We start from the raw sequence: 26,361 nt of genomic DNA on the forward strand, positions 1-26,361 counted from the left end.
GGATTTTGGAAGGAGTTGCTTCAAATACGCTACTGTAGAGGCTTATAGAGGAATATACATTTTTTTTTGAATAAACGAACACTCTCAAAAATCTTATGCACATTCAATTCACAATCTCCATTACAGTGCGAAATGCGATGTATTGATCACCCCATTTGTCCAAGGTTTCCTGTCTTAAGGCATCTGAATATTGTGAAAGATAGCGTCGATAATCCGCTTCAGAGGCGGCAAAATACTGAATAGCATAGGTAGGTCCTTCGCTCTCGTCGATTTCTTTTAGTTTTAAGATGGTTGCTTTTATAAAGCAACCTGTTGCCAACATAGCGGGAATATGATGCTCTCGCATCCACTGTAGCCAAGCTTCGTGAATCTGATGGCTTACTTTGCTGGTAACATTATATACAATACGGGGTTGCATTATACTTTCAGTTTTAAATACACAGGGCAATGATCACTGTGCTTTACATCGGGATAAATTTCAGCATCTTCTACTTTGTTTTTCAAAGCGTCCGTAACTGTAATATAGTCAATACGCCAGCCTTTGTTATTCAGACGTACGCTAGGAAAGCGTTGGCTCCACCAGCTGTAACGGTGCGCTTCATTAGGGTGCACAATGCGAAAGGTGTCGTGAAAGCCATGGCTTAGCAATTTATCCATCCAAGCGCGTTCTTCGGGCAAAAATCCTGAAGAATTTTTATTGCCCTTTGGGTCGTGAATGTCTATTTCTTTGTGTGCGATATTGTAATCGCCACATATAATCAGCTTTTGATGCTTCTTTTTAAGCTCATTGACGTAGTCGAAAAACTCGTCTAGCCATGCGTATTTAAAGCCTTGTCTTACTTCCCCGCTGGTTCCTGAAGGGAAATAGGCATTGATAAGACGAACGTCGCCAAAATCTAGCTGTATAACACGTCCTTCCTCATCACTTACTTGATGGCCGGTTCCATAAACCACATTATCTGGCTTTATTTTGGTAAATACGGCTACTCCACTATATCCCTTCTTTTGGGCCGAGAACCAGTAATCATGGTAGCCCATTTCATTTAAAACGGAGCAGTCAATGTTGCTCTTTTCGGCTTTGGTTTCTTGAAGACAGATGATATCTCCCGGATCGGACTGTAGCCAATCTATAAACCCTTTCTTAATAGCGGCACGTATGCCGTTTACATTGTAGCTGATGATACGCATGATAGTGAGTTGATCGGTGAGGAACAAAAATAAGTTTATCTTGCTATTAATAGTATTTAGTAGTTATGGATATAGTTTGAACTTATTAATTAGCTATTATGAGGATTTTATTTGGATGCTTAATATTTCACTACAATTTTTTATCCTTTATATTCGCTGAAGGAAAGTACCTTTCTTGAAGATGGTAGTTTGCCGGATGAAACATTCGTATTGTAAAATTGTTCTTGCTGTTTATGGAATCTACAAAAGAATCTACACACGAGTTTGCGAAAAAAAGGAAAGCTAGAAAAATTGCCGAACCCATTATACCTGCTAAAGAAGCCGTGTACCTGGAAGGTCCCAAAAGTCGCGGATACGAATTTGTGTTTTTGTGTAAAGTAGCATGGGAGCTTTTTAGAGGCTTGCGAAGTTTGCACTTCGTAGGGCCTTGTATTACCGTATTTGGCTCGGCCCGTTTTTCGGAAGATCATATTTATTATAAAAAGGCCAGAGAGTTTGGTCGTCGTATTGCGGAGATGGGGTTTACTACCATGACTGGTGGTGGTCCCGGTATTATGGAAGCTGCTAACCGCGGTGCTTTTGAAGCAGGAGGCAAATCGGTAGGATGTAATATTAAACTTCCTTTTGAACAACACTACAACCAATATCTCACCAAAGCGGTAACCTTTGAGCATTTTTTTACCCGTAAGACGTTGCTCATTAAGTATAGTTATGCTTTTATCATTATGCCCGGTGGTTTTGGTACCATGGATGAGTTTTTTGAAATCCTGACATTGGTGCAAACCAAAACCGTGACCGAGTTTCCTATCGTGTTGTTCGGAAAAGAATTTTATGCCGATCTAATGACAGCCATTGAGGATATGGCCGAAAAAGGAACGATATCCCCCGAAGACTTGGAGCTGGTATTGCTTACAGATGATATTGATGAGGCAATGGAACATATTCGCAAGTATATTACCTCTAACTATAAAATCAAAAGAAGAAAACGTATTCCTTGGTTATTTGAGAAAAGTTAGCAAAGAGAGGATTGCGATGAGCCTGCTTAGAAAATGAAAGGATAGCCGATGCCCACCTGCAACTGACTTCCTTTGAAGAAAGGATAAGCAAAGAATTTGTTTTGATATGCCGCATTCTCTAAGTCGGGGCTGGGGTCCTTCACTTTATAGGCATAATCCAAGCGTATGACAAAGAAGCCGAAATCGGCTCTGATACCGGCTCCGGCTCCGATAGCCAAGTCGGTTCCCAAACGCGATAATTTGAAGGTCTCATTCTCCAGCCCGGCGTCTTTTTTCAGCAGCCACACGTTTCCGATATCGGTAAACAATGCCCCATTGATAGGAATGCCTGAGATATTGAACAATGGCATCCGGTACTCAATATTAGCTTCCAGCTGAACATCTCCAAATCGGTCGGGCACACTATAAGGCCCATCAAATTTTTTAATGGTAGAGCCAGGACCCAGTCGTCGCAATTGCCATGCACGCATACTGTTGGGACCTCCACTAAAGTATTGTTTGAAGAATGGTAATTGTGTACGCTTTTCTGGATTGGGTGTGGACTCTAGTTCATATCCTATCCCTGCGAAACCACGTAATACCAATCCGGATTGGCTGCCCAGCTTAAGCAACTTCGCATATTCTGCATCTGCTTTTATAAAGCGATACAATTGTTCATCGATAAACTTACTATGCACCATGCCCGTAAGCAACCCCGATGCTTCCAGGTTTAATTTCAGCACATTAATACTACGTTTGTTGCTGCTGTTCCAAGGCATGGAAAAATTGGCAATAACCGAGGTAATTAAACCATCTGAGAATAGATTTTTGATAGAAGGATTGCTATCTATAAGCGTGAGCAACCGATCTCTTTTCTTGATATAAGAGTATTCAATATTGGGAATTTTAATGCCTATGGAATAGGTGCGATTATTTACTGCATATTTTTCGGGACGGGCACGCCAAGTGAAGTCATATCCCCAGGCCGTATTAAAGCTGGTAAGATTGAATAAGTATCTTCTTTCGGTATTCGCTGCATTCAGTGTAAGAACTGACTGGATATTTCCTCTAAAGTCGCGTTTCAATTTGTGCATACCAGGAAATACAAAGCGTGGGAATACAAGAGAGTTGCTCAGACTTACCTGCTGTGCTTGTATAAATTCTCCGGAATTGATAATCCCTCCCAGTTCGACACCATAGCGAACATTGGTGTTAAACTGACTGGCACTCCGGAGAAAATTTCGGTTTTGCAACCCTACATTGACGCCTATACCTACAAAGCGACCGCTGATGGCACTTTCGCTGAAACTGCTTTCCAAATTGGTAGTAAAATTGTATTTGGGAGCAGGATTGAGTTGTATTTCAAAATCCACAGTATCGGTATTATCTCGCGGAATCTGCGCAATATCTACCAGTCGCCATGTGCCTAATGCATTAAAGCGGTTCAGCGTACGCATATAACGATTTTGCCTGTATAGCTCACCTCTTTTCAGATAAATGTATTGAGGAAATATATGAGGTCTAAATTTATTGGAGCGCTGTATAACAGTTACATTATCTAGGGTAGTTATTTTTCCTGCACTCCTCAAGGTGTCGGTTCGGGTATCGGGATATACCGTAACATTGCCTACATAATATTTTTTAAAAGTACTATCGGGTCTTTGCCTAATTTCAATGTTGGCGATGGGATTATCTACCCGTTCCTTGAGTTTCTGCAAATGCATGGCCTGCTCAAAAGGATCGAACTCCGGTACCAGCAATTCCAGGTCCATCGTATCCCACAATACGTAAAGCTGGTTTCTAGAAAACAAAAGATATCCATTATTGCGATGGAGTTCTACGAGTCTGTCCAGTTCGGCAGACAAAGGTGCTTGGGCAAAGGGATCGCCTTCTTTGACAAACGCAGCATCGGTATTCTTTTCAACAAGGTTTTTAATACTGTCATTCAAAAGCGTATATGCTAGAGAGTCGATGCGTGTAACAGGGCCGGGTTTTACATGGAAGGTGATACGTGCTTTCTGATGCGCTCCGGCATTCTCTATTGCTGTGGTGAATGATATGGAATCATGAAAATACCCCTCGCCATTGAGGTAGTAATTCATATGCTCCATGGATTTTGTAATAAGACTGCTATCTAATACCTGCGGATTCTTCAAAACTTTCCAGAATACCTTATCTAATTTGCGTGCGGCAATGCTGTCATCAAGTTGCTGATACAATCCTCCTTCCAGTCGGAGCTTTTCGCTTTTCGTAAGCCGGGCGTCATCTACTTTAATGTTGGTTTCGAAAATATAGGGTTTGCCTGCCGGCTCATTCTTTACGACAGTGAAGATGGTACAGGATGAAAAAAACAGTACCAATACTATTGGTAAGAGATAAAGTCCTGTATTTTTGTATACTGATACTTTGTTAAGCAATTGTCTGAATTAATGTAAATGCTTACTAAATCTGAGGCCAAATATATTCAAACTTTAAGCCAAAAAAAACAAAGGGATGCTGAAAGCCTTTTTGTTGTGGAAGGCCCCAAGATAGTAAGTGAAGCATTTGCTGCACAAAATATCCGTATCCGCAAGATTTATGCTACGGAAGAATGGTTATTACAGAACAAAACCGCCATATCTGGGCGAGAATTTCAGCTAGTAACCGATATCGAATTAAAAAAAATATCCCAACTCACTACTCCCAATCAGGTATTGGCACTGATAGAAAAACCTTTCCACCAAAAATTTGAATTTAAGAAAGACCATTTAGCTCTGGTACTGGATGGTATTCAGGACCCCGGCAATATGGGTACTATTATACGCACTGCTGACTGGTTTGGGATTAGACAGATTATTTGCAGTACAGACTGTGCCGATGCGTATGGCTCTAAAGTAGTACAAGCTACTATGGGTAGCATTTTTAGGATTGAATTGTTATATACCGATTTGGCTGCTTGGCTACAGCAACAGTCTGGCGTAAAGATTTACGGTGCTTCTTTAAACGGAAAACCCTTGCAAACCTTCGAAACTCTACACCAAGGATTGCTAGTTATTGGTAACGAATCTCGCGGAATTAGGGAAAATGTGCTGCCGCTGCTTCATGAGAAAATTACAATTCCTAAAATCGGTGCTGCCGAATCTCTAAATGCGGCAGTGGCTACAGGCATTATTCTTTCTCACCTCACTTAATATTATCTGAAATGGATGGCCTTTACCGGCTGCACTTTTCTTACGATGTAAGAGGGAATCATCAGTACCAAAAAACAAATGATAAAGGTGCTGAAACAGATAAGTGCCACTTCCCAGGCCGATATTTTAACGGCTGCGGTATGGAGATAATATGCTTCTTCGTTAAGCTTGATAAAACCTGTTTTTATCTGGGCATACAATAAACCTAGGCCAATTGCAGCTCCTGCCAGAATACCGGTGAGGGCAATGAATGTGCTGTGTTGCAAAAATATCTTCTGTACCATCCAATCTGTAGCACCAACGGCTTTCAAAATACCTACCATACGCATGCGTTCGAGTACTAATATGATGAGGCAGGTAATGAGATTAATAATAGCTACAATAATCATGATACCGATGAGCACATTGCGTGTTACATTTTGCATATTAAGCCAATCGAAAATATTGGGCGCCAGCTCTTTGATATTACGTACACTCCACGTGGGGGGAAGGTCGGGCAGCGTTTCGAGGTGTTGGATTACTTCATCGACTTTTCTGTAATCCTTCAGGAAAATTTCATATCCGCCTATTTCGTCTTCTTCCCAGCCGTTAAGTCTGCGAATGAGTTTTAAATCGCCCAGTGCAAATGTGTTATCAAAGTCGCTAATACCGGTTTTAAATATCCCTTTCACAGTGAGGCGATCAGGTCTTTTAGAACCGTCGGGTCGGATAAAATAGATGAGCACTCGGTCGCCTACATCGAGTTTTAATTCAGATGCAGTTTTTTGGGAAATAACAATGTCCCGGCTATAAGAACTGTCGTTAAATGACAGAAAACGGCCTTTAACCATAAACTCCTCCAGCCTGGTGAAATCGAAATGCTTATCTATACCTTTCACGAGTACCCCTTGTAGGTCTTCAGGTGTTTTTAGAATGGCATAACGTGTGGCATAGGGATGAATAGTTTGTACGTCAGGGTCGGCTTTGATTTTCAGCATGGTGCTACTGTCGGCATTAATGGCAATTTCCTCTGAAGTTAAGGATGCAAAAGGGGTTACATACTGCACCCTTATGTGTCCGGAGAAACTGAAAATCTTTTCACTAACTTTTTGCTGGAAGCCGTTGGCAAAAGCCAAAGTAATAATCATAGCCGCTACGCTGATGGTGGTAGCGGCTATGGACAGCCTTATAATAAATTTCGAAAATGATCGGTTTTGATTAAATGCTATCCGATTCGCTATAAACGATGATAGTCCTATGGTCTGCTTAGTTTAAAAGTTGAATGATAAATAAATGATCTGTTATGCTGCTAACCTCTCAACTCATAAACAAATAACCAAAAATTACTGCCATTTCTTGGCATCTTCCAAGAACTTAGCCAGACCTATATCAGTAAGCGGATGTTTTAATAAGCCCAAAATGGGTTCCAGCGGACAGGTACATACATCAGCTCCGGCTTCGGCACAGCGAATGATATGATTTGTGTTGCGAATGGAGGCTGCCAATACTTGGGTTTTAAAGCCTTGCACATTGTAGATATGAGCGATTTGCTCGATTAGCTGAACACCATCCCAGCCGCTATCGTCAATACGGCCGATAAATGGCGAAACATAAGTAGCTCCGGCTTTTGCAGCCAATATAGCCTGTCCGGCACTGAATACTAGTGTACAGTTGGTTTTAATACCATTGTCGGTAAACCATTTGATGGCTTTAATACCGTCTTTAATCATCGGTACTTTTACCACAATATTAGGATGAAGGGCTGCTAGCTTTTTCCCTTCTTCAATAATGCCTTCATAATCGGTGCTTACCACTTCGGCACTTACGTCGCCATTTACGATTTCGCAGATGTCGAGGTAGTGCTTCATAATGGCCTCCTGTCCCTTAATCCCTTCTTTGGCCATTAAGGAGGGGTTAGTGGTCACACCATCTAAGATACCTAAGTCGTTGGCCTCTTTGATTTGATCGAGGTTAGCCGTATCAATAAAGAATTTCATAAAACGTAAACGTTTAAATTGTTATAAGAACTTTTTTCACCTTTTTTATAAATAGCATAACATCAGGGCTTGTGGGTCCTTGTGTCAGCAATCGGATGTATAAAGGTTTAATAAACTAACAAGCTTGCCCTTATCAAAGTTTAGAAAAGATTGGCAATAATCAATAAATCCGGGCTGAAATATTTAAAATAAAAAATGCAGGCTACTCACATCGCGCCGCTACAACCGACTATCCTTGCTGCCTTCCGGCCCTGGGGAGGTTTATCAGGAGCTGGCCGTATGAGACCTGCGCCGCAAAAATAGTGTATCGGGGGCAACCTGCCAAAGGTTTTATGGGGCAGTTTTATTTATGTGACTACAGTATCACCTTCTTTCCACTCATGTTTCCATCTACGATGGCTCCACAACCACATATCCGGATATTGCCTAATGTTATTTTCCAAAAACTTAACAAATTGTAAAGTGAGCTGATCTGCGTTTTGCTCGCGCGGATGTTGGGTGTTTACGGTAAACTCTACTTCATAGTAGCCGCGCTTTACACATTTGATAAATGCGAATACTATAACTGCATCATTGGTAATGGCGCTTTTAGCAGGGCCTATGGTAAAAGCGGTTTTTCTGTTAAAGAAATAAAACCATTTGGCTTTGTCTATGCGACCTGGGCTTTGATCTGCAATCAAACCCAGACAATACAACGAACGACGGAAAGGCAGAAATTCGCGTGCCATCTTGGTAGCATTGATGAGATGAGCACCACCGCGACTACGTATTTTCTTGAATAGTTTTTCAAATGCTTTATTGTGGATAGGCATGTATACACCAATAAACTGGAAAGAGGTTTTGCGGGCTATCATCATATTGCCCCAGTCCCAGTTAAAATTATGTCCTAGATGTAGCTGCACCGAACGTCCGTTTTGATAGAATTGCTCTACAACCTCCCAATTCCCTCTAAATCTTTTCTCAAAAAAAGCGTCGGATGCTGAAAGCAGTTTTAACGATTCTATCATCGAATCGATTAATTTATGATAAAAGCTTTTTGCAATAGCAGTTCTTTCCTCTTCGCTTTTTTCAGGGAAAGCAATAAGCAGATTGTTCATTACCACTTCCCGGCGATAGCGGACTATATAGTAAAGAATGCCGTATATGCCATCGGAAATGAAATAAAGCACCCTAAGTGGGAGTAATGACATTAAATAAAAAAAAGTATAAACAATATAGTACATGAGTATAATGCCTAAATCGTATCACTGAAGTACATGCTCTTCAGTAATTATAATACGATGTTCTGTATCAGCTTGCTTTTATAAGGATAATCGGTATTATAATTCAGTCCGCGACTTTCCTTACGGAAGATAGCTCCTTTCACAATCAGATAGCCCACTGTAATCAGATTGCGTAGTTCCAGGATATTGGGTGAAAGTGTACTGGTTTTATACAATTGCTCTGTTTCTTCCCAGAGCAAATCGATTCTTTTGATGGCGCGTTCCAGTCTGATGTTGTTACGTACAATACCTACATAATCGCTCATTACTTGCTGCAACTCTTTAAGGCTTTGGGTAATAAGTATCAGCTCTTTAGGCGTGCTGGTCCCCATGGCATTCCACGCCGGTATGTTCAGCTTGCGAGTGGGGTGTTCCGAAAGTAGATTATTATCTACTTTATGCGATACATGTAGAAAACATCTGTGCGCAAATACCATAGCTTCGAGTAGGGAGTTGCTTGCTAAGCGGTTAGCACCGTGCAGTCCGGTGCTGCTGCATTCGCCCACGGCATAAAGGTTTTTGATGGAGGTCTGTCCCCACTCATCTACTTTAATACCTCCACAGCTATAATGCGCTGCAGGAGCCACAGGGATCATGTCCTTGCTTACGTCTATACCGATACTCTTACATTTTTCATAAATATTGGGAAAGTGTTCGATGAATTTTTCTTGGTCCATGTGTCGACAATCCAGCCATACGTGCTCTGTTCCCTCAGTTTTCATTTCATTGTCGATGGCACGTGCTACGATGTCGCGAGGCGCCAAATCTTTTCTCTCATCATAGCGAGCCATGAAGGCTTCGCCTTTTTTATTACGCAGAATACCACCGTCGCCGCGCACAGCTTCTGTAATTAAAAAAGCCTGCCCTCTCAGGCCGGGTTCGTATAGGGCTGTGGGATGGAACTGTATAAATTCCATATTCTCGATACGTCCTTTGGCACGGTATACCATCGCTACGCCATCACCTGTAGCAATGGCAGGGTTGGTTGTGGTTCTATACACCTGACCGTTGCCTCCTGTTGCTAGGTAAGTGGTTTTGGCAAGGATGGTTTCTATGTCGTTTGTCTTTTGATTTAAAGCGTACACGCCGTAGCATTCAATATCCGGAGTGGCTTTGGTGACCAGATAGCCCAAGTGGTGTTGGGTAATAATGTCTACGACAAAGCAGTGATTGATGATTTCGATATTGCTCATGCCGGCTACTGCATTCAGCAGGGTGCGTTCCATCTCCCAGCCGGTAATATCTTTATGATGAATGATGCGCGATTCGCTGTGCCCACCTTCCTTACCCAATTTGTAATCGCCGCTTTCTTCCTTGTCAAAATTAGCGCCTAGGTCTATTAATTCCTGTATGCGTTCGGGACCGTCTTTTACAACAATTTCCACAACCTTCTCATTACACAGCCCATCGCCTGCAATCAGGGTATCTTCTATGTGTTTTTCAAAACTATCATTCTGCCAGTCTCGCACTACAGCCACCCCGCCCTGTGCATACTTAGTGTTCGTTTCTTCGGCATCGGCCTTAGTAAGTATCAGGACTTTTTTATCGGGGTATCGGGATGCCATTTTATAGGCATATGTAAGGCCGGCTATACCTGTGCCTATTACTAAAAAATCTACCTGTTGCATGTACAAGCATTAAGTTTATAATCCGAAACAGAGGCCTGAAGCGTTACAGGCTACATGCTCCTTTTCTATTGATATACTGCTTCAAACGTACATAAAATTTTTCATACATAAGGAATTTTGCTAATAACGCATCAGTCAAAAACTATTAGCGGTTCCTCTCATTAAATTACGCAAAAAACAGATAGCTTATAGCAATAGCAGTGATAACACCAGCCAGGTCGGCCAGCAACATAGCGCCCACAGTATAGCGTGTATTTTTGATACCTACAGCACCAAAATATACAGCAATAATATAGAAAGTAGTGTCGGCAGAGCCTCTGAATACCGATGCCAGATTGCCTGTAAAAGAGTCGGCTCCATGGGTTTTGAGCGTATCAATCATCATCGCCCTGGCGCCGCTACCGCTAAACGGCTTGAGAATAGCCGTTGGCAGCGCATCTACAATGCGGGCATCTCCTCCAAGGAAAGTAAATCCGGCCTTGATTCCATCCATGATGAAATCAAAGGCTCCACTGTTGCGTAATAGACTAATTGCAACTAGCAGTCCTACTAAATAAGGGATGATTTTGATTGCGGTTTCAAATCCTCCCTTCGCACCATCAACAAAAGCATCGAAAATGGGGGCTTTCTTATAAAGGGCTCCGGCAATAATGAGTAGAAAAATTAGCAGAATAAGCCCGTTACTGAGACTGCTGGAGAATAGTTGTACACCTTTTATATCCAAAGTTCTTACGTATAAAATCAACCCTACAAAAAGGGCAGTAATACCCATTACCCATCCTATTATAACAGGCTGAAATACTTTGATACCTTGCTTAAACGAAACCACAGTAAGTGCAGTTATAGTAGCCACAAAAGTGGCAATCATACAAGGAATAAAGATTTCTGTAGGGAACTGCGACTTCAATGCTACACGGTCTGCGATGATGGTAGTAGGAATCAGGGTCAGTCCTGATGCATGTAAACAAAGAAACATGATTTGAGCATTGGTAGCTCGGTCTTTGTTAGGATTTAACTGCTGCAGACTTTCCATCGATTTAATACCAAAAGGAGTGGCAGCGTTGTCGAGACCTAGCAGATTAGCCGAGAAATTCATTACCATATGCCCCATGGCGGGGTGATCTTTAGGTACATCGGGAAATATTTTTGAAAAAAAAGGTCCTATAATTCTCGACAGAAATCGTATACCCCCAGCCTGTTCGGCTATATTCATAAAACCCAGAAATAGGGCCATAATACCAATAAGATTGATGCAGAGGTTGACTGCATCCTTGGTAGTTTCAAAAACACCATTGGTAGCTTGCAAATCAAATGCTTTGTAGCGTCCGTCTTCAGTAGCTACAATATTATGTCCATCCCATTTAACAATCTGACCGTTTGCGATTTGGTCATGTATATGTTGAGGTAATTGCGAAGGGTCAATATCTTTCACATAAGTTGTATCGCCACTTTTTCCCGTGACCATGTGCGTAAAAATCTGCTTCTGATCGGGTTGGAAGACATAACGTCCTAAGGCTACAGTCAGCGCTATGATAATAAAAGCGCTCCATATTCTGCTTAATACCATAAGCAGTAAAAATAACAAAACTGCAGGTACAAAAATAACTTTTGTGAGGGGAGATGCCTATTAATAGAAAAATGACCGAAAAACAAACTGTGTGTCGTTGAACTGGCTGCTATCTCCGAATAGGTTGTGATATCAATGTTAGAAATCGTACCTTTGCGAACTTTATTTAAAAACTAAAAATCGTACATAAATAATGGCATTACAGGCAGGTATAGTAGGATTGCCCAATGTTGGGAAATCAACTTTGTTTAATGCAGTGAGCAATAGCGCCAAAGCTCAGGCTAGTAACTATAGGTTCTGTACTATTGAACCTAATGTAGGGTTGGTAGATGTACCGGATGAGAGACTGGATAAACTGGCCGAGCTGGTACAACCATTGCGTACCGTGCCTACACAAATCGAAATCGTAGATATTGCCGGACTGGTAAGAGGTGCCAGTAAGGGGGAAGGTTTGGGAAATAAATTTCTAGCTAATATTCGAGAGGTAGATGCCATTATTCACGTGATTCGTTGTTTTGAGGATGAAAATATCCTACGTGAGGAAGGGCCTATCAATCCGATTGGAGATAAGGAAATTATTGATACAGAGCTGCAGTTAAAGGATCTGGAAAGCGTAGAAAAGCAAATTCAAAAGAAGGAGAAGCAGGCAAAAAGTGATCCTAAAGTTAGAGATGAGGTAGCTGTACTACAACGTTGTAAAGCCCACCTGGAGCAGGGAAAGAGCATTCGCTCATTAGATCTGAGCAAAGAGGAAAAAGCCGTAATTGCCGATTTATTCCTGCTTACTGAAAAACCGGTGCTTTATGTAGCTAATGTGGATGAGCCTTCTATGCATACAGGTAACAAATTCTCTGAGGCGCTTAAAAAGGTGGCCGATGATGAAGGTGCGGAAATGATTGTGATGAATAATTCCATTGAAGCACAGATTGCCGAAATGGAAGATGCAGATGATAAGGCGATGTTTATGGAAGAGTATCAGATGAAAGAACCCGCACTGAACCGCTTGATTCGCTCTACTTACAAACTGTTAGGACTGAAGACCTATTTTACAGCCGGTGTGCAAGAAGTGCGAGCCTGGACCTTTCACAATGGTTGGAAAGCGCCTCAATGTGCCGGTGTTATACACTCAGACTTTGAAAAAGGATTTATCAAAGCTGAAGTAATATCTTACGAAGATTTTATGCAGTATAAGAGCGAAGCGGCTTGTAGAGAAGCAGGAAAACTGAGGATAGAAGGCAAAGAGTATATAGTGCAGGACGGAGATATTATGCACTTTAGATTTAATGTATGATATCTCGATCTTATAAAGTCAGAAGACTGCATCCACGTAGATCACTATGATCCCTACGGCCGGTAATTTCAAACGAACCGTCTTCATATAAAACGCCCAAATCGTCTGTAGCAATAAAACTACAGGAGTAGATATTGGCCAGATCGATGATATTAATCACGCCGCGTGCTTTTCCGTTAATGGATTGTTTGATCGTTAGTGGATCATCTTCATCTCTTATCAGTATGCGCATCCATGGTGGTGATTTAAAAATACCATTACCTTTAGAATACGCTTGAGACAGGAGCTCGGTCATACCATATTCTGAGTGAATAGGCTGAGGGCCAAAAGCTTTTTGTAAGTAGTCATGTACCTCGTTTCTAATCAGCTCCTTTCTACGACCTTTCATGCCGCCCGTTTCCATAATGGTAGTATATTTCAGGGGCATAGGGAATTGCTCCGCAAAATCCAATAAGGCAAAGGTAACGCCAATAAGCAAGGTGCATTGTTTATCTGCTTCGAGTTGCCGTATTACGGACGCCAATTGTCCAAAATCATATAAATAAAATCCACTTTTCGGATGGTTGCTTTTTTCTATCAGCTGCTGCACCATATAAACCAGCGACGAATGGCTGCGTTCCAGATAAGAAGGTAGCAAGCCTAGAATGCACCAATCTTTCACATCACCGTAAAATTGCCGAAATCCGTTTAAAAAGCTTCTTTCATAAATGCTTTTATCTTTTATGAAATGTTTACTATTGGTGGTTTCGGTAGTGCCACTGCTTTCGAATACTACTTCTGCATCAAACTGTGTGGTTATTACTCGCTGCGTTTTGAAAAAGCGAATAGGTAAAAAAGGAATGGCATCAGCTGTATGGATATTGGCAACATTTTTACCCAGCGCATCTACATAAGCACGATAGATCTGATTGTTTTCATATTGAAATCTGAATACCTCCAATACCACTTCGTCAAAAGGGCCATCAAAAACCTTTTCTTCCAGATTTTTATGATTGTACATCAGATTTAAATAATTTTGACCAGCAAAAATACTCTAATAATTGTCGTCTCCCTATAAGAACAGCATTTTTGATTTTATTATATTCAGCAATATATTCATAGCCTTATGTGCTGTGGTGATGACAGCATATACTATGCATTTATTCACAGATGAGTTCCCGCCGTTGTCTTTTATAGGCTTTATCTTTTTTTCTACATTAGCGAGTTATAGTATTCACTGGTATTTGACCGATGAAACTGTTGAAGTAACGGATGCGCGTACATCATGGCTGGCAAAATATAAAAATGTACATGCATTGTTTTTTATAATTAGTGCAGTGGGATGTATTTATTTTTTGATGAAGGAGTTGAGTTACATCAAATGGATCCTACCGGCAGTAGTCCTCACTCTCATTTATACTGCACCGAAATTTCCTTTTCGTCCTTTTACTTCTTTGAAAAAATTTATTTTAGCCAAAACCGCTTTGTTGGCATTGATGTGGACCTATGTAACCTCAGCACTGCCGCTTCTTATCACAGAGAGGGAGTGGCAAACAGTTCATACTTTGTTTTTTCTCAATCGTTTTACATTGATTTTTCCAATATGCATTTTGTTTGATATCAGAGATAAAGAATTTGATAAATCTATTGGCATTAAGAGTTTGGTTACGTTACTACCTTTTTCTAAACTGAAAATTATTTTTGATATCATTATCATACTTAATATCATTTTATCAATAGTGCTTTCTTATTATTATCTGGAAGGAACTGTGGATAATTTTATTTTATTGATTCCTACATTCTTAACTTACGTATTGTATCATCGTGCCATAAAAACTAAGAATGATTACTTATTTTATTTTACCTTAGACGGGTTAATGGCGTTCTCGCCAATATTGTATTTTCTTAAAATAATGATGAGAAGTGCAATATTAAGTTAGGTTAAAAAGGAGGGAAAATGAACACTTCGTTTGTCAAAGTAATACATTTTACCAGATTAGTAAAGATACAAGGCAGATTAAGAGAGTTTAACTACAAGAAAAACAATAATGCTGGAGAGTATGTATTTGATGTAGATACGGCTGATGAAAGAGGGAATCGTCTTTTTTTCAGACTGAGTAAGGAAGATAACGAATGGTCATTAACCGCCAATCAACCACTTCCTGAATGGATCGGACAACATAAGGAACAACTGGTAGCAGAACTGGAAGCCGGTTTACAAGAAAACTAATTTAACAAAGCCCTTTACCGAAAACTAAGTAGACACTATTTCTTTATTCTCAAAAGGAAATAGTAACATCCATTTTATTACTATACGTTTCATGCTGTACTTTTTATTAGGAATAATGAGTAAGTTTGAAGCAGTGGTAACGATATTACCATAATGATTATTCGTTATTTCTAAACCTCATTAATGTGTTTGTAATAACTGGAAATTTGGTTGATATAGATCAACGGAAAATATATCCGGCCAAAGTACAGGTTGAAAACGGCAGGATTAGTGCCATTGTTCCCCTTACTGCTTCTGAGCCCCATGCTCCGTTTTTACTTCCGGGTTTTGTGGACAGTCATGTACATATCGAAAGCAGCATGCTCATTCCCTCCGAGTTTGCGCGATTGGCAGTGGTACATGGTACAGTGGCTACTGTAAGCGACCCTCATGAAATAGCCAATGTATGCGGAATGCAGGGAGTGGAGTTCATGATTGAAAATGGCAAGACAGTTCCTTTTAAATTCAACTTTGGTGCCCCTAGCTGTGTGCCGGCTACTACCTTTGAAACCGCAGGTGCCGTATTGGGAGTAAATGAAGTAAAAGCACTACTTCAGAAAGAAGAAATAAGATACTTGAGTGAAATGATGAATTTTCCGGGCGTGCTGAATGGAGATGCCGAAGTGATGCACAAAATAAAAGCTGCTCAAGACTTGGGAAAGCCCATCGATGGTCATGCACCGGGATTAAGAGGTGAGGCGGCTCAGAAGTATATCAGCGCCGGTATCAGTACCGATCATGAATGCTTTACTGCTGAAGAAGCCCTGGATAAGCTATCTGCAGGAATGAAGATTGTGATACGGGAAGGTAGCGCCGCTAAGAATTTTGAAGCACTGATCGATCTGCTACATGAATACCCCGACAAAATCATGTTTTGCAGCGATGATAAACATCCGGATAGTCTTGCTGAAGGGCATATCAATCAGCTTTGTGCACGGGCAGTAGCGAAAGGTATTGATGTATTTCATGTCTTACAGGCAGCTTGTGTCAATCCCGTTCGCCATTACCACCTCGATGTGGGGTTGTTAAAGGAAGGAGATCCGGCTGATTTTGTTTTGATTAAAGACCTTACAAGTTTTGAAGTACTTCAAACGTATATCAACGGAGAGCTGGTGGCAAATAATGGTGAAACATTGATTACATCTCCTCAGGCCACCAGTCTTAATAATTTTAATTGTTCCTTTAAAGCTCCCGAAGATTTTGCTATCCCTTTGTCCGACTCGCAGAAAATTCACGTAATTGAGGCATTGGATGGACAATTAATTACGCATCGTATAGAGGAAACTCCTAAAATACAGGACGGCAATGCAGTGAGCGATATAGATCGTGATATTCTCAAAATTGCTGTGGTGAACCGTTATGCTGAGGCTCCGGTGGCTAGAGCGTTTATTAAAAGTTTTGGTTTAAAAAACGGTGCTATTGCTTCGTCAGTGGCGCATGACAGCCATAATATTGTTGCGGTAGGTACCGACGATGCAAGCATCTGTCGTGCAGTAAATCTTATTATACAGTATAAAGGAGGTGTCAGCGCTGTAACTTCTGGTGCAAAAGTGCAGGAAATGATATTACCTCTTCCGGTGGCCGGATTGATGAGTTTGGACGATGGCTACAAGGTGGCCCAAGCTTATACGGCTATTGATGCCATGGCCAAGGAAATGGGGAGTACCTTAAGCGCTCCCTTTATGACGCTTTCTTTTATGGCCTTGCTGGTAATTCCAGAGCTCAAACTAAGCGATAAAGGGCTATTTGACGGAGTAAAATTCGCCTTTATTTAGTCGGTTGCTATGAGGAAATTGAAAAAATCACCGTCTTTTCACCGCCATTAGTATGTCGTTCACCGATATATTAAGTTTATACACAATAAATGTGTTGTAGCAACAGCAATACGTTGCTATTTTTACCTAAAATTTATAAAAATGAGCGAGAATACATACCGTACTGAAATATATAATAATAATGAGCCGATAGGTCAGCCCCCTGCTCCGGAATTTCGTCCCAGAAGATCAAAGGGCCGTATATGGATTGGCGGTTTTTTGGTAGCCCTTGGTATGATTTTATTATTGAATATGATGGGGGTGCGCATACCCGATTTCATACTCTCCTGGCAGATGTTTCTCATAGCGTTGGGAGCTTTTGTAGGGGCACGTAGAAATTTTGAGGGAGCTGCATGGTTGGTGCTTACCATGATTGGCGTACTTTTTCTTGTAGATGAATATTTTGTCTTCGGCAGATTGCAGAAGTTTATTTTACCCATAGTACTTATAGGTGCCGGGCTATTCTTTATTTTTCGCCCTAGAGGCAACAAGGAATATTTTATATTGGATGAAAACGGAAATCCTGTACCTGGACTGAGCGGTCAGGACTTTCTGGACATTACCTCCGTTTTTGGTGGTACTAAGAAGAAAATTTTTTCCAAGACCTTTCAGGGCGGAGATATGACTAATATTTTCGGGGGTAGTGAAATCGATCTTTCTCAGGCCGATCTTCAAGGAATTGCCGTGCTAGATGTGACCGTATTCTTTGGTGGCGCCACGTTGATCATTCCCTCGCACTGGAATGTAATATCGGAAGCCGTAGCCGTAATGGGAGAGGTGAAGGATAAACGCAAGCGCCTAGCACCTGCACCTTCTGAGAATAGTAAAACATTGATTATAAAAGGCACCGTAATTTTTGGTGGAGTTGATATCAAAAGTTTTTAAACAATATTGCAGCCTGATGCAGCTATTATTAGGTTATTAATTACTTATCCGGATAATTAATGTCTTCTCCTCTTTCAGAAAAAAAAGTCATTATATCTCTTTTGGCGGGTTGGGCCGCGCTTGTAGGAATTCAGGTGTACATCTTAAAAAGACTGGGGTTCCCTACAGGTATCTGCTGGGGAGATAGCCTTATCAGTGTTACGCTACTACTACTGAGCAGCCTACTCGTATTGAATATTATAAAATATTACATGCCTACAGCCTATCAGTTTGTAGGCATTTTGGTATCCTCATTGGTACTATCGCTATTATGGTTGTTTATCTCCAATAGCTTTCTGCGCATTGTATTTAATAATGAAGTGGCTTATTTATCATTTTTGCGCAATTCGCTTATCGTAAGATTTGCTTTTGCCTTTGTGATATTAACCATAGTAGTTACTGCATCCATTTTATGGTATAGCTGGCAGGAGAGACAGAAGGAAGAACAGCGGAAGTTAGATGTAGAAGCGCTTTCGCGCGAAGCAGAACTCTTCAAACTGCGTCAACAGTTGCAGCCTCACTTTTTATTCAATAGTCTTAATTCTATTAATGCACTGATAGGCTTAGATCCTCAGCAAGCCCGAAAGATGGTGCAACAACTTTCCGATTTTCTGCGTGGTACACTTAAGAAAGAAGAATCTCAGATGGTAACACTGGAGGAAGAAATTGGGTATCTGAATTTATATTTGGAAATAGAAAAAGTGCGTTTCGGAAATAGATTGCAAACAGCTATAAACGTGCCAGACGAATGTAAGCAAGCGCTCTTACCCACATTATTGTTGCAGCCAATTGTGGAGAATGCTATTAAATTCGGCTTGTATGATACAACCGGACAGACGCTGATTACTATTGATTGCATGTTGGAGCAGAATTATCTGGTAATTAGTGTTAAAAATCCTTTTGATCCCGAAACGGCCATGCCCAAGAAAGGCACCGGTTTTGGGCTTTCTTCCATACAGCGGCGATTGTACTTGTTGTTTGCAAGAAATGATTTGTTAGTAACTAACGCTCAAGATACTATCTTTGATACTACAGTAAAAATACCCCAAAGCAATGAGTAAAGTAATTATCATAGACGATGAGTTCCTGGCAAGAAGTATGGTTAAGGAATATCTGAAAAAGCATCCCGAATTGGAGGTGGTAGCAGAGTGTGGTGATGGTTTTGAAGGGTTAAAAGCTATACAGGAACATCAGCCAGACCTAATCTTTCTGGACATTCAGATGCCTAAGATTACGGGTTTTGAAATGTTGGAGCTAGTTGAAAATCCTCCTGCTGTAATATTTGCTACAGCATTTGACGAGTACGCCATCAAGGCTTTTGAAGCGCATGCAGTAGATTATCTGCTAAAGCCTTTCGATCAGGAGCGTTTTGACAAGGCCGTAGCAAAGTTTCTGGCACAGCACAAGCCCAATGTAGAAAATACTAAAGAATTGTTGAACGATACTCAGTTGCCCGGCATCAATAGCAGGATTGTGGTGAAGAACGGAAGTAAAATTAAAATCATTCCGGTACAAGAAGTGTTGTATCTCGAAGCCGCAGATGATTTTGTAAAAATATTTACCAAGGAGGGGTATTTTCTGAAAAATAAAACCATGACTTATTTTGAGTCGTTCCTGCCGGCCGATATGTTTGTGCGCTGCCATCGTTCTTACATTGTGAATGTGCAAGAAATTACCCGTATTGATCCTTATGAGAAAGATGGGCATGTAGCCATACTCAAAAGCGGTGCAAAAATCAATGTAAGCCGTAATGGTTATGGCAAACTAAAAGCCGTATTGGGCTTATAAGGATATAAAAAATCAACCATGAAAAAAGTAAAGGGTGTTTACGATTTTCATGGTTGAAATATATATTATGTATAGTCTTATTTTGCTGATGCAATCAGCGCTAATACGTGTTCGATTCTTTTGACAGTTTCTTCCTTACCTAGAAACTGAGCTATGTCGAAAACGCCCGGTCCGAATTTTCCCCCTACCAGCATAATACGCAGTGGCAACATCACTTCTCCGGGTTTTAAATGATTCGTTGCTGCAATTTCCTTAAAGTTGCGTTCCAGTTCCTGTGCATCCCAAAGCGGTGCCAGTTGGTAATTACGTATCAGTTCGGCAAAGAACAAATTCTTCTCTTCACTCCATTTAGGAAGAATGGCCTGCAGATCGTATTCTTGAGGCTGACGGAAGAAGTAGGCTGCCTGCTCATAAAAGTCAGTAAGCAGTGTGCAGCGGTCCTTTACAAGGTTAATAACTTGTTGCAATAATGTATCGTCAGCAACAGCAATATCCTTGCTTTTCAAAACTTGTTTTACATGGGGCAATAAATGAGATGCATCGGATTTCTTTATCCATTCATGATTGAACCATTTGGCTTTTTCATAATCAAATTTTGCGCCAGCACTATGTATACGATCCATAGAGAACTTGTCGATAAGCTCTTCTAAGGAAAAAATTTCTTGTGCCGATCCGTCGTTCCATCCCAGTAATGCCAGTAGGTTGATGAAAGCCTCGGGTAAAAATCCTTTTTCCTTAAAACCTTCCGTCAGTTCTCCACTACGAGGGTCAGTCCAGTTCATAGCATATACCGGGAAGCCATATTTGGCGCCGTCTCGCTTACTGAGTTTACCTGAAGGACCTAAGATAAGTGGGAAATGTGCCCACTGGGGCATTTTATCCAATCCAAATAAATATTCCCACAGCAAAATATGCACGGGCGCGCTGGGCAGCCATTCCTCCCCTCTAAAAGCGTGTGATATTTCCATCAAATAATCGTCCACTACTACAGCCAAATGATAGGTGGGCATGCCATCGGCCTTTAACAGCACTTTATCATCTACTAAAGAAGTATTAAAGCTTACCTCGCCGCGAATCATATCCGTAAAAGTTACGGTTTCGTTTTCGGGCATTTTAATACGGATAACATAAGGGGTATTGCTATCTATCAGGCGCTGCACTTCTTCTTGAGAAAGGGTAAGTGAGTTGCGCATGCTCATACGTACCTTATGGTCATATTGCGGAGAAGGATTATCCTCAGTTCGGTTCTGTGTGCGCATTTTCTCCAATTCTTCCGGTGTATCAAATGCATAATAAGCATATCCCTGCGCTACCAATTGCTCAGCATATAAGCGGTATTTTTCTTTTCTTTCGCTTTGCCGATAGGGGCCGTAATTACCGCCATGCACTACACTTTCGTCGGGTTGTAAGCCTGTCCATTTCAAACATTCAAATATGTATTCTTCTGCTCCGGGAACGAACCGGGTTTGGTCGGTATCTTCTATACGTAATATGAAGTCGCCTTTATGCTTTTTGGCAAAAAGATAGTTGAACAAAACTGTTCTAACGCCACCAAGATGCAATCCCCCTGTTGGAGAGGGGGCAAAACGTACTCTAACTTTTTTATCGCTCATGGCGCAAATGTACATTGCATTTGTACACAAAAGCGCAAAATAAAAGCCGATTTGTAGAAATCGGCTGCGTATTTGACTATTATCTGACTTTTAGAAAAAGATTACAGTTCGGTAAGGAAAATATCTTTCCAGCGCACTTTAATGCCACCGCCATCATGGATTTGCAAAGCGATAAATCCTCGGCCGGCACCGATTTTAGAATCGGTAAGATCTACCATTTGATGCCCGTTCAACCAAGTAGTGACTCTATCATCCACCACCCGAATCTTCAGGGTATTCCATTTCCCGGGTTTGAGCCATTTTTCATCTTCGGGTTTAGGTTTTGCCAGCCAGCCGCGTCCGTAAGATTCATAAATACCACCTGTATGTTGGTTCAAAGGGGCTACTTCCACCTGCCAGCCGCTGATCTTCACGCCTTCTATGGAAGAGCGAAAAAATACACCACTATTGCCGTTGGCTTCCTGTTTAAATTTTAGGGTGAGTTCAAAGTTTTTAAAGGAAGTGTCGGTAGATAAATATCCGTATTGCTTGTCAGGGCCGCTTTCACACACCAGTTGCCCCTTTTCAACATACCATTTTTCGGTGCCGTGAACGGTCCATCCGTTTAGGTTATATCCGTTGAAAAGCGCAATGGTACGCTGAGCCTGTACGGTAGTCAACGTAAATAAAGCTATCGCAATGAGGAAAAGAATCTTTTTCATTTTATATACTTTGATGTTTTTTCTGTCAGCAAGATAAGAAGTTTCATTTTTAAAAGCATAGGAATTCGAAGGGGATTTTTTAGGGGCAGAATCGGTTTGTTATTCTTTGGCATCTATTGATGGTGTACATTCGCAAAAAATCTTCCATATGATTAATATTTTTTCTGAGGAGGGAGTACAGCAATTTATTGATCGTATTGAAAAACTCACTCCCGAATCGAAACCGTTATGGGGAAAGATGAGCGTGGATCAAATGCTTGCCCATCTGAATGTAGCCTATGAAATGGTATACGAGCCCGAGAAACATCCTAGGCGAAAAGGTCTCACGCGGTGGCTGCTTAAGACCTTTGTGAAAAAACTGGTGGTAGGAGAAAAGCCTTATCCTCGTAATACACGTACTGCTCCTTCCTTTATAATCGCAGATAGAAGAGATTTTCAAAAAGAAAAACAACGTCTTATCGAGAATTTAAAGAGAACGCTGGAATTAGGGCCCGCTTTTTTTGATGGCCGTGAATCGCCATCCTTTGGGCCGCTAACGGTGCAGGAATGGAATAATTTATACTCCAAGCATCTGGATCATCATCTGCAGCAGTTTGGCGTGTGAATAGCTCGAACTATGAAGAATTCATTGTTATGGGGTAGTTATATACATGCTTACACTTCTGTTTGTATTATTATACTGTTGAGTGGTAAGAAAATGCATTATAGCACAGCCTTAGCCGACCATGGGAAGGCGAATGCATACGGTATGTATAAATACTAGTTTATTTTTTCTTCCACAGTTTTCTACGGATAAACTTACCGGCTTTATTGATGACATCCAGTTGTTCGCTAAGGGTTTCGATAAGTTTGCCATCCGCTTGTTGAATATCTTCCATATTAATGCCTGTATCCAGTTGTTTGGGATAAAGAATCAGGTAACTGTGTTTGCTGAAATAATTGGACAGATAATACGGAAGTTTATTGAGTTGTGGAACATAGGAGCTGTAGCCCCGACGCGATGAAATGATAATAAACAAATCATTTGCAGTAAGCTCTCGGGTAAATATTAGAAAATCGTCCCACTGATCAAACTTATTATAACCCGGTTGCAAAGAACCGTTATTATGGCGTATCAGGTTTTCAATGGCAGAAAGGGTTGCGTCTGTGCCGTAAAAATTTATTTTCATGCCGGCTTCTTTGGCCATTTCATAAAGTTTGTGCACCCAATGAACAAATCCCGGCTCTGTTTCGGCATTTGGAGGTATGACCACTACCATTCTCTTTAATGTATTAATCGGCTGCGCAGGTTTGTAGATGTATATCGTTTCATATACACGTTTCAGAATATTTTCGGTGATGTCTCCGAAGAACACTTTTTCATCAGCTCCTTTGTGCAGGCCAATGATTATATCGGTAATGCTTTGTTCTTTGATCGTGTATACAATTCCGTTGCTGATGCTAGAGTCGTAACGTATGAGGGGTGTCATTTTCGTGTCGGAAGCAATGGCATAAGACACAGCTTGATCCAACATTTTTTTGCCTTTCCCCGCAGTGTTCTTAGTTTCTCCTTCTTCGTCTACTATATGAAGACCGTATAACTGAGCTTGACTTTTTTGGGTTTTAAGTAAGATGCCAAAGTCAACCAAAGCATTAATGATTTCCGGATAAGCCATCGATACCAATATTTTTTCGCCGGTATCGCTAGTAGTTTCTGTATTGCCGGCTTCTTCTTGCAAGGCTAGATCTTTGGCCGCTTTTTCAGTGACAAATGAACCAATACCACAACTCACCAAGATCAGCAAGATGGTAGCATTCAGTATATCTTCATTCAATAATCTTATCGGTTCTCCCGTCATGGTTTCCCCGATGATGATATTATAACCCACCAAGATAATGGCTAGGGTGGCTGCCGCATGCGAGGTACTCAGTCCAAAAAGCATTTTCCCTTCCGATGGGGTTAGCTTAAATATTTTTTGTGTAATCCAAGCAGCAAGCTGCTTGGTGATGACCGCCGTAAAAATGATAACAGAGGCAACTTTCAGTGCTCCCCAGCCTTTTACCAACACCTTTACATCCACTAGCATACCCACACTGATCAAAAAGAATGGGATGAAAATGGCATTACCTACGAAATTGATACGATTCATTAAGGCCGAAGTATGGGGAACAAAGCGGTTCAATACCAGCCCCGAAAAGAACGCTCCAATGATGGCTTCAATACCTGCCGCTTCTGCCAGAAACGAAGCCAGAAATACCATCCCCAACACAAAAATGTATTGCGATACACTGTCTTCAAATTCTTTAAAGAACCAACGTATAATAATAGGAAACAGAAACAACACAATACATACAAATATCACCGCCGAAAGCCCCAACTGTACCCAGAATGCAGAAGATACTTGTTCCTTAGCCATTCCTGTTATAGCCGCCAGTATCAATAAGGCACCGGTATCTGTAACCATAGTGCCTCCCACCGCCATGGCTACGGCGCGGTTACGGATTACTCCATATTTACTGGCTATAGGGTAAGCCACCAGCGTGTGCGAAGAAAACATACTGGCTAGCAGCATGGACGATAGCAAACTATAACCCAATATATAATAAGATGCCAAGGTGCCGAATATAAATGGCAATAGGAAGGTGATTAATCCGAATACAAGAATCTTTTTTTTATTTTTTTTGAATTCGGCCAAATCAATTTCCAAACCCGCCAGAAACATAATGTATAGCAATCCTACTGTTCCGAACAATACAATGCTGGTATCACGCCTTAGCAGATTGAGACCGTGAGGGCCCACCAATACACCGGCTATAATGAGCCCAATAATATGGGGAACTTTTATCTTGCTGAATAAAATGGGTGCAAATAGGATAATAAACAACACCAGGGCAAAAATGATAACCGGGTTTGTCAGTGGTAAGGATAGATCCAGCGATGATAGTAATGCTACCATATAATTTTTTTAAGTTCGGAATGCTTCATTAAGTTATTCGTTCGTCTTAATGCGGTCCAACGATAGCGAGTAAGTCGTTTTACAGTTTGGCGCTATAATTTCACGCAACCCGTCCATTTTCCCTTCTTTAAGAATGCGGAGTGTTGCTTCAATTGCAGTAGAGCCGCCTGCAGAGGCGTTATCCACCAATTTTAGGCCACTATAGGTATAAGACCCGCTATAGATTCGGGTAAGATTTTTGCCAGTGTAGGCTTTTACTATAATAATGTTATCATTATCGCTGCGTTCAAATTCCCATTGCTCGATTTTTACATCACCGATGGCCGATCCGTCGCAGGATGTTTCTACACACTGCATTTTTACCTGCCACCTACCTTCGATGGAAGGCCGGTGGATGGCTACGGAATCCAGTTCTTTTTTAGTGCTATCCAGTTTATATTCACGTTCGTCCAGAAGCTTTTCTTTTTCCAGCAACCTTTGTTCCCAAAGCAAAAGCTCCTGTTGTTTTTGGTGCATTTCGGCTTCTTTTTGTTTCAGCAATTGTTGTTGCTCATTCAGTCCGCACGATGTACAGCAGAGCAAAAGCAGGCTGAAAATGGGTAAAAGTAGTTTCATGGTCTTAATTGAATATTTTACGGATAGTATATGAATAGGTTAAATATAAAGCAATTCCATATATCTGCCAGCATATAATTCCGTGAATATAGGATGTTGTGTCGTAAATACTTATAAGTCATTGTTAAATATATATTGATGATGAGGACTGTCGTTCATTAATAATTCCGCTTAGCTGTTTTATTGATATTTATGGTAACTTTGTAGGCTACTAAATTTATCAGTGTTTCGTTGCTGGAAACCTGGAGCGTGACGCATAGATGTGTTTTAAGTTTGAGTTATGAACAATACATGGCCTTCAGATAGTATCAAAGTGAGTGATGCCGCCAGGGCGCGCATTATGCAAATTCTTGCTGTAGATGACAACAAGGATAAAAGTCGTTTTTTGCGCGTCAGTGTAGTGAGCGGGGGCTGTTCCGGGCTAAGCTATAAGCTTGATTTTGACAGCGAAGAAAAACCCAAGGATCTCGTATTTGAAGACAACGGTATTAAAATTGTTACCGATATGAAAAGCTTGTTGTATCTCTTGGGTACAACCTTGGATTTTTCTGAAGGGCTGAATGGAAAGGGTTTCCATTTTCATAATCCCAATGCAACACGCACCTGCGCTTGCGGAGAGAGTTTTTCTGTATAAATAAAATCTTC

At 41.0% G+C, this 26,361-nt stretch carries 25 protein-coding genes and 1 other RNA gene; 12 read left to right on the forward strand and 14 right to left on the reverse strand.

Annotated features, from left to right (window positions below; all coding sequences use genetic code 11):
* Positions 1–103 precede the first annotated feature (103 nt).
* Together PIECOFPK_RS04770 and PIECOFPK_RS04775 are read right to left on the reverse strand one after the other, a co-directional pair.
* Entirely contained in the window at positions 104–418 is a 315-nt protein-coding gene (locus tag PIECOFPK_RS04770; protein WP_330973270.1) for a DUF4286 family protein, read from the reverse strand.
* Positions 418–1,188: an exodeoxyribonuclease III gene (locus PIECOFPK_RS04775; RefSeq protein ID WP_409966637.1), complete on the reverse strand. Its 771-nt coding sequence runs from the start codon at positions 1,186–1,188 to the stop codon at positions 418–420. Before PIECOFPK_RS04775 ends, PIECOFPK_RS04770 begins: the two co-directional genes overlap by 1 nt.
* 233 nt (positions 1,189–1,421) lie before the next feature.
* On the opposite strand from PIECOFPK_RS04775, the gene PIECOFPK_RS04780 reads away from it, so the two are divergent.
* Positions 1,422–2,204, forward strand: coding sequence for a TIGR00730 family Rossman fold protein (locus PIECOFPK_RS04780; protein ID WP_330973272.1), 783 nt, complete (start codon positions 1,422–1,424; stop codon positions 2,202–2,204).
* A 26-nt stretch (positions 2,205–2,230) separates the two neighbouring features.
* Here the strand turns inward: PIECOFPK_RS04780 and PIECOFPK_RS04785 are convergent, their stop codons facing one another.
* Entirely contained in the window at positions 2,231–4,600 is a 2,370-nt protein-coding gene (locus PIECOFPK_RS04785) for a BamA/TamA family outer membrane protein (protein WP_330973273.1), read from the reverse strand.
* An 18-nt stretch (positions 4,601–4,618) separates the two neighbouring features.
* Here PIECOFPK_RS04785 and PIECOFPK_RS04790 point away from each other — a divergent pair, with 18 nt between their 5' ends.
* Entirely contained in the window at positions 4,619–5,353 is a 735-nt protein-coding gene (locus tag PIECOFPK_RS04790; RefSeq protein ID WP_409966638.1) for a TrmH family RNA methyltransferase, read from the forward strand.
* A 2-nt stretch (positions 5,354–5,355) separates the two neighbouring features.
* Here the strand turns inward: PIECOFPK_RS04790 and PIECOFPK_RS04795 are convergent, their stop codons facing one another.
* The 6 genes from PIECOFPK_RS04795 to PIECOFPK_RS04820 all read right to left on the reverse strand — a co-directional run bounded on the left by PIECOFPK_RS04795 (position 5,356) and on the right by PIECOFPK_RS04820 (position 11,786).
* Positions 5,356–6,591: an ABC transporter permease gene (locus PIECOFPK_RS04795; RefSeq protein ID WP_409966810.1), complete on the reverse strand. Its 1,236-nt coding sequence runs from the start codon at positions 6,589–6,591 to the stop codon at positions 5,356–5,358.
* 84 nt (positions 6,592–6,675) lie between these two features.
* A complete protein-coding gene (gene fsa / locus PIECOFPK_RS04800; protein ID WP_330973275.1) occupies positions 6,676–7,329 on the reverse strand; it encodes a fructose-6-phosphate aldolase in 654 nt (217 codons plus the stop codon).
* A gap of 192 nt (positions 7,330–7,521) precedes the next feature.
* Positions 7,522–7,621, reverse strand: an RNA gene (ffs, locus tag PIECOFPK_RS04805) — signal recognition particle sRNA small type.
* A gap of 55 nt (positions 7,622–7,676) precedes the next feature.
* Entirely contained in the window at positions 7,677–8,552 is an 876-nt protein-coding gene (locus PIECOFPK_RS04810; RefSeq protein WP_330973276.1) for a lysophospholipid acyltransferase family protein, read from the reverse strand.
* Between the two features lie 47 nt (positions 8,553–8,599).
* Positions 8,600–10,219, reverse strand: coding sequence for an L-aspartate oxidase (nadB, locus tag PIECOFPK_RS04815; RefSeq protein WP_330973277.1), 1,620 nt, complete (start codon positions 10,217–10,219; stop codon positions 8,600–8,602).
* Positions 10,220–10,385: 166 nt separating this feature from the next.
* Positions 10,386–11,786: a nucleoside recognition domain-containing protein gene (locus tag PIECOFPK_RS04820; protein WP_330973278.1), complete on the reverse strand. Its 1,401-nt coding sequence runs from the start codon at positions 11,784–11,786 to the stop codon at positions 10,386–10,388.
* A gap of 193 nt (positions 11,787–11,979) precedes the next feature.
* Here PIECOFPK_RS04820 and ychF point away from each other — a divergent pair, with 193 nt between their 5' ends.
* On the forward strand, positions 11,980–13,077 hold the full coding sequence (gene ychF, locus PIECOFPK_RS04825) for a redox-regulated ATPase YchF (RefSeq protein ID WP_409966639.1): 1,098 nt from the start codon (positions 11,980–11,982) through the stop codon (positions 13,075–13,077).
* Between the two features lie 10 nt (positions 13,078–13,087).
* Here the strand turns inward: ychF and PIECOFPK_RS04830 are convergent, their stop codons facing one another.
* Positions 13,088–14,077: an acyl transferase gene (locus PIECOFPK_RS04830; RefSeq protein WP_409966640.1), complete on the reverse strand. Its 990-nt coding sequence runs from the start codon at positions 14,075–14,077 to the stop codon at positions 13,088–13,090.
* Between the two features lie 118 nt (positions 14,078–14,195).
* Between PIECOFPK_RS04830 and PIECOFPK_RS04835 the strand changes: the two genes are divergently transcribed.
* The 6 genes from PIECOFPK_RS04835 to PIECOFPK_RS04860 all read left to right on the forward strand — a co-directional run bounded on the left by PIECOFPK_RS04835 (position 14,196) and on the right by PIECOFPK_RS04860 (position 19,851).
* Positions 14,196–14,996 (forward strand): UbiA family prenyltransferase, encoded by an 801-nt coding sequence (locus tag PIECOFPK_RS04835; RefSeq protein ID WP_330973281.1) that lies wholly within the window; start codon positions 14,196–14,198, stop codon positions 14,994–14,996.
* 17 nt (positions 14,997–15,013) lie between these two features.
* Positions 15,014–15,286 carry a hypothetical protein gene (locus PIECOFPK_RS04840; RefSeq protein WP_409966641.1) on the forward strand — a complete coding sequence of 91 codons (273 nt, stop codon included), beginning with the start codon at positions 15,014–15,016 and terminating at the stop codon, positions 15,284–15,286.
* A 185-nt stretch (positions 15,287–15,471) separates the two neighbouring features.
* A complete protein-coding gene (gene ade / locus PIECOFPK_RS04845) occupies positions 15,472–17,100 on the forward strand; it encodes an adenine deaminase (RefSeq protein ID WP_409966642.1) in 1,629 nt (542 codons plus the stop codon).
* A 141-nt stretch (positions 17,101–17,241) separates the two neighbouring features.
* Complete coding sequence (locus PIECOFPK_RS04850) at positions 17,242–18,024, forward strand: LiaF transmembrane domain-containing protein (RefSeq protein ID WP_409966643.1); 783 nt, start codon at positions 17,242–17,244, stop codon at positions 18,022–18,024.
* Positions 18,025–18,083: 59 nt separating this feature from the next.
* Positions 18,084–19,124 carry a sensor histidine kinase gene (locus PIECOFPK_RS04855; RefSeq protein ID WP_330973285.1) on the forward strand — a complete coding sequence of 347 codons (1,041 nt, stop codon included), beginning with the start codon at positions 18,084–18,086 and terminating at the stop codon, positions 19,122–19,124.
* The gene (locus tag PIECOFPK_RS04860; protein ID WP_330973286.1) at positions 19,117–19,851 is read left to right on the forward strand and encodes a LytR/AlgR family response regulator transcription factor; all 735 of its coding nucleotides are present in this window, start codon (positions 19,117–19,119) and stop codon (positions 19,849–19,851) included. The genes PIECOFPK_RS04855 and PIECOFPK_RS04860 overlap by 8 nt, the downstream gene beginning before the upstream one ends.
* 77 nt (positions 19,852–19,928) lie before the next feature.
* Here the strand turns inward: PIECOFPK_RS04860 and gltX are convergent, their stop codons facing one another.
* Entirely contained in the window at positions 19,929–21,464 is a 1,536-nt protein-coding gene (gene gltX / locus PIECOFPK_RS04865; protein ID WP_409966644.1) for a glutamate--tRNA ligase, read from the reverse strand.
* A 101-nt stretch (positions 21,465–21,565) separates the two neighbouring features.
* Positions 21,566–22,165: a DUF1080 domain-containing protein gene (locus PIECOFPK_RS04870; protein ID WP_330973288.1), complete on the reverse strand. Its 600-nt coding sequence runs from the start codon at positions 22,163–22,165 to the stop codon at positions 21,566–21,568.
* A gap of 148 nt (positions 22,166–22,313) precedes the next feature.
* Here PIECOFPK_RS04870 and PIECOFPK_RS04875 point away from each other — a divergent pair, with 148 nt between their 5' ends.
* Together PIECOFPK_RS04875 and PIECOFPK_RS04880 are read left to right on the forward strand one after the other, a co-directional pair.
* The gene (locus tag PIECOFPK_RS04875; RefSeq protein WP_330973289.1) at positions 22,314–22,769 is read left to right on the forward strand and encodes a DUF1569 domain-containing protein; all 456 of its coding nucleotides are present in this window, start codon (positions 22,314–22,316) and stop codon (positions 22,767–22,769) included.
* Positions 22,770–22,781: 12 nt separating this feature from the next.
* Positions 22,782–22,928 (forward strand): hypothetical protein, encoded by a 147-nt coding sequence (locus PIECOFPK_RS04880; RefSeq protein WP_330973290.1) that lies wholly within the window; start codon positions 22,782–22,784, stop codon positions 22,926–22,928.
* Between the two features lies 1 nt (position 22,929).
* On the opposite strand, the gene PIECOFPK_RS04885 is transcribed toward PIECOFPK_RS04880, so the two are convergent.
* Positions 22,930–25,101, reverse strand: coding sequence for a cation:proton antiporter (locus PIECOFPK_RS04885; RefSeq protein ID WP_409966645.1), 2,172 nt, complete (start codon positions 25,099–25,101; stop codon positions 22,930–22,932).
* 33 nt (positions 25,102–25,134) lie between these two features.
* Positions 25,135–25,716 carry a hypothetical protein gene (locus PIECOFPK_RS04890; RefSeq protein WP_330973292.1) on the reverse strand — a complete coding sequence of 194 codons (582 nt, stop codon included), beginning with the start codon at positions 25,714–25,716 and terminating at the stop codon, positions 25,135–25,137.
* Positions 25,717–25,996: 280 nt separating this feature from the next.
* On the opposite strand from PIECOFPK_RS04890, the gene PIECOFPK_RS04895 reads away from it, so the two are divergent.
* Positions 25,997–26,350: a HesB/IscA family protein gene (locus PIECOFPK_RS04895; protein ID WP_330973293.1), complete on the forward strand. Its 354-nt coding sequence runs from the start codon at positions 25,997–25,999 to the stop codon at positions 26,348–26,350.
* Positions 26,351–26,361 lie beyond the last annotated feature (11 nt).

The organism is Chitinophagaceae bacterium C216 (assembly GCA_028485475.2).
Classification (GTDB): Bacteria; Bacteroidota; Bacteroidia; order Chitinophagales; family Chitinophagaceae; genus Niabella; species Niabella composti.